Genomic DNA, 8,969 nt, shown 5'->3' with positions numbered 1-8,969 from the left:
TCTTGAGGTCGGTTTCGCTCGCGCGATCACTCAACCGCAGCCCGACCGCAACCGCGACAGCGACGAACTGTGTTTGCCTCAAGGCAAACTCCCTGGCAGCAAAGTTGAAAAAACAATCCTGACCGCACAAAAAAGGCCCCCGGCAAGGGAGCCGTTTTCTGCATACTCTTTTATGGCTTAATAAAAGAGTATGGCGGAGTGCGCGGCCGCGACCGCGCGGTTCTTCCTGCCTTCAGTCTTCTGCCTTCTGGTCCGGGGACACCTCCCTGTAATTCGGGAAGTGTCCCTGGCCAACGGTATCCCCATCTGCTAATGCCTTATGGATGCGGCGTGTGCGACCGCGCGACCTTATGTTCTAACTTGGACAAATGATGGAGAAAGAGTATTCGCTTAATCAAGCGACCCGGATATTGCGTCTGCTATTGGCAGCGGCAAGCCGTAAAAAAGGTCTGGATTTAAATCCAGACCCTTTTGCATTACCTAGTACGGCCGCCGGCTCTTCCCCTCCTTGTAGGTTCCGGTGAACGGAGTCAAAACAATTTCAATCTCTTTAACGAAGGCACCCTTACTGACCGTGATCGGGGCGGGGTCCGGTTCGCCATAGGTGCCGTACAATTCGCCCGGCCGAGGCATGTCCCAGGCGTGAATGCGGGCACTGAGGTAGTAGGTGCCTCCCTGCGGCAGAAAAATCACGAAATTGCCATTGCTGTCGGAGAGGGTCGAAGCATAATCGGGCAACCGCTTGATATCGGTATTATCGTAAGCAACAGCAAAACTTCCGGGTACCGGCTTGCCTTCACTGTCGATCAGGCGACCGCGAATACCGGTGTCGGTCTGGGTCTCGACCGTTGATTTCTTGAAAAACATCGGCGCTTTCATCGGGGCCAGCGGCAGGTCGATTATCGAGAGCTTGCCGGCGACGACTGTAGTCTTGACCCGCTGGTGTTCGGAGAAGAGGTCGCCCGGGGCCAGCGGCCCCGACGGTTGGCCGCTCATCCGCTTGCGTGACACCACGTAGTAGGATCCGGGCGGAACATCGATCTTGTAGTTGCCGTTGGCATCGGTCGGAGTCGAAATATACTGTGAGGGGCCAAGCAGGTTTGAAATGGCATCGGGGTAGATATTGACGTAGGCACCTTCAATCGGCTGGCCGGTCGCCTTGGCTGTTATCTGGCCACGAATACCGGTACTCCCTTTCCCCTCAATGTAATTGTTAACAGTTTCAGTGTCGCCACCTGCTCCTTTGCTCAGGGTGCAGGCACTCATTAATCCGACAAGCAGGGTCAGTAACAGGGCGAGTTTTCTATTCGGCATGGCAGCCTCCTTTAACTATCGAAAATTGCAGAACATGTCAGGTACGTTCATCCATTTTACTGATTGATGAAGAAATGTCAAAAGCCCGGTTGTAAAGGGTGAGACTCCCCGATATATTGTTCCTCATGGAAGAACTGAAAGCTTTACACCGAAATCCGGAAGGATTAAATCGACAGCACTTCGATGTGATGATCATCGGGGGCGGCATTAACGGTGCCGGGCTGGCGCGCGATCTGGCTCTGCGCGGGATTCGGACCGCCCTTGTCGACAAGGATGATTTCGGCTCCGGAACCTCGAGCGCTTCGACCAAGCTGATTCACGGCGGCTTGCGTTATCTCGAAAATTTCGATCTTCGGCTGGTTTTCGAGGCGTGCCGGGAAAGAAAGACCCTGCTTGCCATCGCCCCGCACCTGGTCTGGCCGCTCCGTTTTTATGTGCCGGTCTACAAGGGGGACAAGCGGCCTCTCTGGATGGTGCGGGCCGGGATGCTCCTCTATGACCTGCTGGCAATGTTTCGCAATACCCACATCCACGGGATGCTTGGTCCAGACAAGGCGGTGAGTCGCGAACCGGCCCTCCGTCGCCAGGGGCTCAAGGGGGTTGCCGTATACTGGGATTGTCAGATGGATGATGCCCGGCTCTGCCTCGAGAATGTGATCGCTGCCGCCGAAGCCGGTGCCACCGTCGCCAACTATATTCGACTTGACGCTTTCACCTTTTCGGAAGGAAAGATCTCCGGCATCAGCCTGACCGACCTCGAAGCCGGCAGCCGAATCGAAACCTCTGCCGACGTGGTCATCAACATGACCGGGCCCTGGATGGATAAGGTCAGAACGCTCGCCGGTGATCACGAGCCGATGCTCCGGACCACCCGCGGCGCCCATATCCTGGTGCCGCGGGTCAACCGCGGTGATGAAGCGATCTATCTTTCAAGCCAGGTCGATGATCGTCTCTTTTTTGTCATCCCCTGGGGCGAACTCTCCCTGATTGGCACCACCGATACCGACACCGACCGGCCGCCGGAGGAGACGGTCGCAACCGAAGAGGATATCGACTATCTGCTCAGGGAGTCGGCTCGTCATCTGCAAGACACCAGCCTGACCCGCGATTGCGTCATCGCTTCCTTTGCCGGGCTGCGGCCGCTCGTTTCAGATACCCGGGATACCGCTTCGAAGGTCTCACGGGAACACCGTATCTTCGAATCGGCCAGCGGCCTGATCTCGGTCGGGGGCGGTAAATACACGACCTACCGGGCCGTCGCCGAGGAGGTCGCCGGGCTGATCGCCGAGCGAATCGGCAAAGGTTTCGGGTCGAGCCGCACCGCATCCGTGCCGCTACCGGGGGGAGATCTGGAGAACATCGAAAATGAATATGAACGGTTGACCGGATCGGGTTACGGTCCGTCAGCGCTGGTCCGACAGCTGGTCAAACGCTATGGTTCTCGGGCCGCCAAGGTCTTGTCGCTGGCCCGGGGCACGCCCGAATTGCTCGAGCCGGTCTGCCCGGGTTCGGAGTTGACCCGGCTCGAAGTGCAATATTCTGTACAATTTGAACTGGCGCGAACCCCCGAGGATCTCCTGCGGCGGCGGACCGGTCTCGCCCTTGAAGAGGGATGTGGCATCAGGGAGCTCGATCCGGTCGCCGACCAGATGCAGCAGATACTTGGTGTCAGTGCCGAGGTTAAAGAAAACTGGAAATCGAATTATCGGGAAAAATATTTCCGAAACGGGAGGACATAATGGATTTTGTTGTCAAGCGGGGCAGTGCTGCCAAAGTTAAAAGTAACTTTCTGGTGGCTGGCGTTTTCGAAGGGAAGAGCAGTAAAGGAATTGCCGGCGAACTCGATCAATTGACCGGCGGCCTTCTGCGCAAGGCGGTCAAAAGCGGCGAGTTCAAGGGCTCGGCCGGCCAGAGTTTCATGGTTGCTCCGGCGAGCGGCAGCGGCGCCAGGCGACTGCTGTTTGTCGGTCTCGGTTCCGAAGCAAAGTGCGAAAATGAGATTGTCCGCCGGGCGATTGGCGGAGCCGTGCAGAAAGCCCGGGAGGCCCATTGCCCTGATATTGCCCTGGCGTTCGACAGTTTTAACCTGAAGAAAGTTTCCGTACCCGATCGGGCCCGGATTCTGGGCGAAGGGGCGATTCTCGGTGGTTACCGTTTTGATCGTTACCTGACCGACGAAGAGGCCAAAAAATCGGTCGCACCGGAGAAGATGACCCTGGTTGTCAGCTCCGGGCAAGATGAATCCGAGGTTGCGGCCGGTATCGATGCGGCGCAGGCGATCTGTGCCGGTGTTGTCCTGGCCCGCGATCTGGTGAACGAGCCGGGAAATATCAAGTCGCCCGATTTCCTCGCCCGGCAGGCTGCCGCTTCCGGCAAAACGTCCGGTTTTAAATGTACGATTCTCGAAAAGGCCGCGATTGAAAAAGAGCAGATGGGGGCCCTGCTCGGCGTCGCCCAGGGGAGCGAGCGCGAGCCGCGCCTCATCGTCATGGAGTATAGTGGCGGCAAAAAAGGGGGTGCCCCGGTTGCCCTGGTCGGCAAGGGAGTCGTCTTTGATTCCGGCGGCATCTCGATCAAGCCTTCTGAAGGCATGGACGAAATGAAAATGGATATGGGCGGTGGTGCCGCCGTTATCGGCGCCATGACGGCGGCAGCCCGGCTGGAATTGCCGATCAACCTGATCGGCATAGTTCCGGCCGTCGAGAATATGCCGTCCGGCAGCGCGATCCGCCCGGGGGATATCCTGACCTCGGCTTCGGGCAAGACCATCGAGGTTCTGAACACCGACGCCGAAGGGCGCCTGATTCTGGCCGATGCTCTCAGCTACGCTGCCCGCTACAAGCCGAAAACGGTCATCGACCTGGCGACCCTGACCGGGGCCTGCATCATCGCCCTCGGTCATCATGCCACGGCGGTTCTCGGCAACGATGATAAACTGGTCAAGGATCTGCTCGCGGCCGGGACAAGAGCCGGAGAAAAAGCCTGGCAACTGCCGCTCTGGCCAGAGTATGCCGAGCAGATCAAGAGCGACGTCGCCGATGTCAAGAATGTCGGAGGCCGGCCGGCCGGAACGATCACCGCGGCAGCTTTTCTGCAGAAGTTTGCCGATGAGTACAGCTGGGCACATCTCGACATCGCCGGCACCGCCTGGGCCGAGTCGGCGAAGCCGTGTTATCCCAAGGGGGGAACCGGCGTCGGGGTGCGGCTTTTGATTGAATATTTGAAAGCAATTGTATAAAAAACTGCCTGGATTGTGCAGTTGTATTTGCCTGCTCCAGGCGGGTTTCCATGTTTCCGGGGACACTTCCCTGAACTGCGGGTAGTGTCCCCGCGAACTTTTCGACTCCGATGGCATCTGCAGGGACACTCCCCGAAGTTCAGGGGGGGGGATCCCTTTGGCTATTCCGGTTTAATGTCTCATGGCGAAGCGCCGAGGGGGCATGGATGAAAATCGAAACAGCCGGCAAAACTGTTCGAGGACAGATGAGCGCAGCGAAGGCGGACGAGTTTTTTGCCGGCCGATTTTTATCTGTGGCACCGAGGGAATAGCGGAGACCTGGACCCAGCACTTTTCTGCGTACTCTTTTGGGGCGCTGCCAAAAGAGTATGGCGGAGTGCGCGGCCGCAACCGCGCGGTTCTCCTGCCTTCTGGTCAGGGGGACACTTCCCTGAAATGCGGGTAGTGTCCCCATCTGGCATATCCCTATCCAGTCTACTCACAACTGTAGCAAAACAAGCTGATTGCGTCCGGCTTTCTCCTTGACATCACCCACCACTGTTGCTAACTTGCTCGTTTGGGAAAACGCCTTAAAATCGCAAAAACAGAGGGCTTACAGCTGTTTTGGAAACGCTATGAAAGTACTGGTTGCCGACAAATTTGCCATCGAGGGCCTGCGGGTTTTCGAAGAGGCTGACGGGATCGAACTCGACTATCAACCCGGTCTGTCTGATGCCGAACTGATCGCCAGGGTTGCTGATGCCGAAGCCCTGGTTGTCCGCGGCGGCACCCGGGTTTCCGAGGCGGTCCTCGAGGCGGGTAAAAACCTCAAGGTTGTCGGCCGGGCCGGTATCAGCGTCGAGAATATGGATCTCGACGTGGCAAACCGCAAGGGAATTGTCGTTATGAATACCCCTTTCGGCAGCGCCACGACCACGGCTGAACATACCATCGCCATGTTGATGGCCCTGGCCCGACAGATCCCGGCCGCCAGCCAGTCAACCAAGGCCGGGCTCTGGGAGAAAGAGAAGTTCCTCGGGGTCGAAATCAGTGGCAAGATCCTCGGTATTGTCGGCGCCGGCAAGATTGGTCAGCTCGTTGTCGAGCGGGCGATCGGCCTGAAGATGCGGGTCATCGTTTATGACCCTTATGTTTCCGAAGAGACGATCCGGCAGATGGGGGCCGAGCAGGTCGATTTCGATACCCTTCTGGCCGAATCCGATTTTATAACCCTGCATGTTCCTCTCAATCCGGAAACGCGCTTGCTGTTCGATGCCGAAACCCTGGCAAAAGTGAAGCCGGGCAGTCGCATTATCAACTGTGCCATGGGTGGATTGATCGACGAAGATGCCCTTGCCGAATCGATCCGCTCCGGACAGGTTGCCGGAGCCGCCCTCGACGTTTTTGCCCAGGAGCCGCCGGATAAGAACAATCCGCTCTGGGCATTCGAGCAGGTTATCTGTACCCCCCATTTGCGGGCGGCGACAATCGATGCGCAGGTCAATGTCACGGTACAGATTGCCCGCCAGGTGATCGACTTTCTCCGGAGCGGAGTCATTGTCAATGCCCTGAATGTGCCGGCCGTCAGTGCCGACGTGCTGAATGAAATGCGGCCTTACATCGAGCTCGCCGAGAAGCTCGGTGCTTTTCAGGCGCAGCTCTATGCCCGGGGCTTGGAAAAGATAACCGTCGAATATGCCGGAGCAGTGACCCGGCAGCCGGTCGAGCAGCTGACCATGGCCGTTCTCAAGGGGCTGCTGACTCCGATTCACGGCTCGATGGTCAATTACGTCAACGCTCCGCACCTGGCGAGCGAAGCCGGGATCGAACTGGTCGATGCGCGCAGTACCTCGACCGGTGGTTTCTCGAGCATGATCCGCTTGACCGTGGTCGGTGCCGAGGGTGAACGGAGTGTCGCCGGGGCGATGTTCGGCGAGGATGATTACCGGATCGTTTCGATTAACAAGCATCACGTCGAAACGGTCCCGGAGGGTCATATCCTGGTCATTCACAATGAGGACAAGCCGGGCGTTATCGCAACCCTCGGCCAGGTTCTGGCCGAAGCCGGGATCAACATCGCGATGATGAATCTCTCCCGGCGCAAGATTCAGGGAAAGGCCGTATCCCTGATCAATGTTGACAGTGAAATTCCGGAACATGTTCTCGAGACCTTGCGCGCGAAGGATTTTATTCTCTCTGCCGTGCAGGTTTCGCTGTAGGTAACATCAACTTATGACAAACCAAACCGTGACACCTTCCGATATCTCTCTGCCTAAAGGGGTGAAAGATTTCCTGCCGAAAAATGCGGCCCGGATTATTTATCTCCGGCAGACGCTTCTCGATATCTTTACCCGCTGGGGATTCCGGCCGGTCATTCCTCCGGCGATGGAATATCTCAACGTTCTCGAGCGGGGAATCGGTTCCGGCCTGCGCGACAAAACGGTCCGTTTTGATGACCGACAGTCCGGACAGCTCGTCGCGTTTACGCCCGACCTGACGCCCCAGATCGCCCGGATTGTTGCGACCCGCATGCGTGAAATGCCACTGCCGCTCCGGATCAGCTATTACGGTCGGGTTCTACGGCATGAAGAACAGCAGCAGGGCAAGGACCGTGAAATTTTTCAGGCCGGAGTCGAGCTCTATGGTCTCGATGGAGCCGAAGCCGACGCCGAAATGATCGCCATGGCGATCGAGTCATTGCAGGTACTCGGTGTTGAGGATTTTACCGTCGATATCGGGCAGGTCGATTTCTCCCGCGGGATCATGGAGCAGATAGATTTGCCGGAAGATGAGTTGCAGCCGATCGTCGAGGCGATCGAACACAAGGATCTGTCGACATTACGGCGACTGCTCGATGGGAGCCGTCTCGACGAAAAGCTGAAAAAAGAAATTCTGGCGTTGCCGCGCCTGTTTGGTGGCCGTGAGGTTCTCGATCGGGCGGCCGCAGTCGTTGGCAACGACCGCTCCGCGGCGGCCCTGGAAAACCTGCGCAAGGTCCTTGCGATCCTTGAAGTCTACGGACTGGCCGAATTTGTCACTTTCGACCTCGGAGAGACGCGCGGCCTCGATTATCACACCGGGATCACCTTCCAGGGTTATTTGCCCGGATTCGGGCAGGCGGTTTGTGCCGGCGGTCGTTACGACCGGTTGACCGCAGCCTACGGCTATCCGGTCCCGGCGACCGGTTTTACCTTCAGCCTGCTTAACCTGCTGTTTGCCCTCGATCAGAAACTCGACGCAGCGGCAACCCGGTTCACCGATCTGCTGATCAGCCAGTCGGGGCAGGATAAGGTCCTGGCCCAGAAAATCGCCCGCGCCGTACGGTCTCAGGGACTGTCGGCGGCGCGCGACATGATCGAGCGCAGTTATGATGAAACCGTCGAATATGCCCGGAAAATGAACTTCCGCTATGTATTGAATGTCGAAGCCGATGCCAGCAGTGTCACGCTGCACCATTTGGCCGACGAATCGAAAAAGAGTGTTGCTGTCGATGCCATACTGGCAGGAAAACTTGAGCTCTAGGGCTCTTTCAGGAGAGATAGATGTCAAATCTGGTTATTATTGGTGCCCAGTGGGGCGATGAAGGCAAGGGTAAGGTCGTCGATATCTATACCGAGTATGCTGACGACGTTGTCCGTTTTCAGGGCGGCAACAACGCCGGACACACTCTGGTTGTCGGTGATGAAAAAATCATTCTTCATCTGATCCCCTCCGGGATTCTGCATGAAGGAAAACGCTGCATTATCGGCAACGGGGTTGTCCTCGATCCGAAGATCTTCCTTCAGGAGATCGAAGGATTGAAGAAGCGCGGTTATCTCAAGGATGATCGCCAGTTGCTGGTCGACGGCAACGTTCATGTCATCATGCCGTACCATAAGGTGATCGATATTGCCCGCGAAGAGAAACAGGGCGACAAGAAGATCGGGACCACCGGTCGCGGCATCGGCCCGGTTTACGAAGACAAGATCGGGCGCCGCGGCATCCGCATCAACGATCTGATCCGGCCTGACTCGTTTGCCCGCAAACTCAAGGAAGTATTGCCGGAGAAGAACTTTCTCATTGAAAAATTCCTCGGCGGCAAGCCGCTCGAAGAGCAGGCGATCCTCGATGAGTATTCGGAATACGCGCGTGAGCTCGAAAAGTACGTCGGTTGTGCCTCGACCGAGATCAGCAAGAGCATCGATGCCGGCAAGGCCGTGCTGTTCGAAGGAGCCCAGGGGAGCCTGCTCGATATCGATCATGGCACTTATCCGTTTGTCACTTCATCGTCGACCGTTGCCGGCGGCGTCTGCACCGGCAGCGGCATCGGGCCGAAGCATATCAACAACGTGGTCGGCATCACCAAGGCCTACGTCACCCGGGTCGGTGGCGGACCGTTCCCGACCGAACTGCACGACGAAATGGGCGAGCGGATCCGCAAGGCCGGCGCCGAATTCGG

6 protein-coding genes are annotated in these 8,969 nt (G+C 57.5%); 5 read left to right on the top strand and 1 reads right to left on the bottom strand.

Annotated features, from left to right (window positions below; genetic code table 11):
* Window positions 1-480 precede the first annotated feature (480 nt).
* Window positions 481-1,314, bottom strand: coding sequence for a hypothetical protein (locus tag C0623_05265; protein PLY01581.1), 834 nt, complete (start codon window positions 1,312-1,314; stop codon window positions 481-483).
* 125 nt (window positions 1,315-1,439) lie between these two features.
* Between C0623_05265 and C0623_05260 the strand changes: the two genes are divergently transcribed.
* The 5 genes from C0623_05260 to C0623_05240 all read left to right on the top strand — a co-directional run.
* The gene (locus tag C0623_05260; GenBank protein PLY01580.1) at window positions 1,440-3,053 is read left to right on the top strand and encodes a glycerol-3-phosphate dehydrogenase; all 1,614 of its coding nucleotides are present in this window, start codon (window positions 1,440-1,442) and stop codon (window positions 3,051-3,053) included.
* Window positions 3,053-4,552: a leucyl aminopeptidase gene (locus tag C0623_05255; GenBank protein ID PLY01579.1), complete on the top strand. Its 1,500-nt coding sequence runs from the start codon at window positions 3,053-3,055 to the stop codon at window positions 4,550-4,552. The genes C0623_05260 and C0623_05255 overlap by 1 nt, the downstream gene beginning before the upstream one ends.
* 614 nt (window positions 4,553-5,166) lie before the next feature.
* Window positions 5,167-6,750 (top strand): phosphoglycerate dehydrogenase, encoded by a 1,584-nt coding sequence (locus C0623_05250; protein PLY01578.1) that lies wholly within the window; start codon window positions 5,167-5,169, stop codon window positions 6,748-6,750.
* Window positions 6,751-6,763: 13 nt separating this feature from the next.
* On the top strand, window positions 6,764-8,053 hold the full coding sequence (gene hisZ / locus C0623_05245) for an ATP phosphoribosyltransferase regulatory subunit (protein PLY01577.1): 1,290 nt from the start codon (window positions 6,764-6,766) through the stop codon (window positions 8,051-8,053).
* 20 nt (window positions 8,054-8,073) lie between these two features.
* On the top strand, window positions 8,074-8,969 hold an 896-nt coding region (locus C0623_05240; protein PLY01582.1), incomplete at its 3' end, for an adenylosuccinate synthase.

The sequence above is a fragment of the Desulfuromonas sp. genome, from assembly GCA_002869615.1.
GTDB lineage: Bacteria > Desulfobacterota > Desulfuromonadia > Desulfuromonadales > UBA2294 > BM707.
Note: the sequence above shows the minus strand (reverse complement) of the source record. Positions and strands in the feature narration are given on the sequence as shown.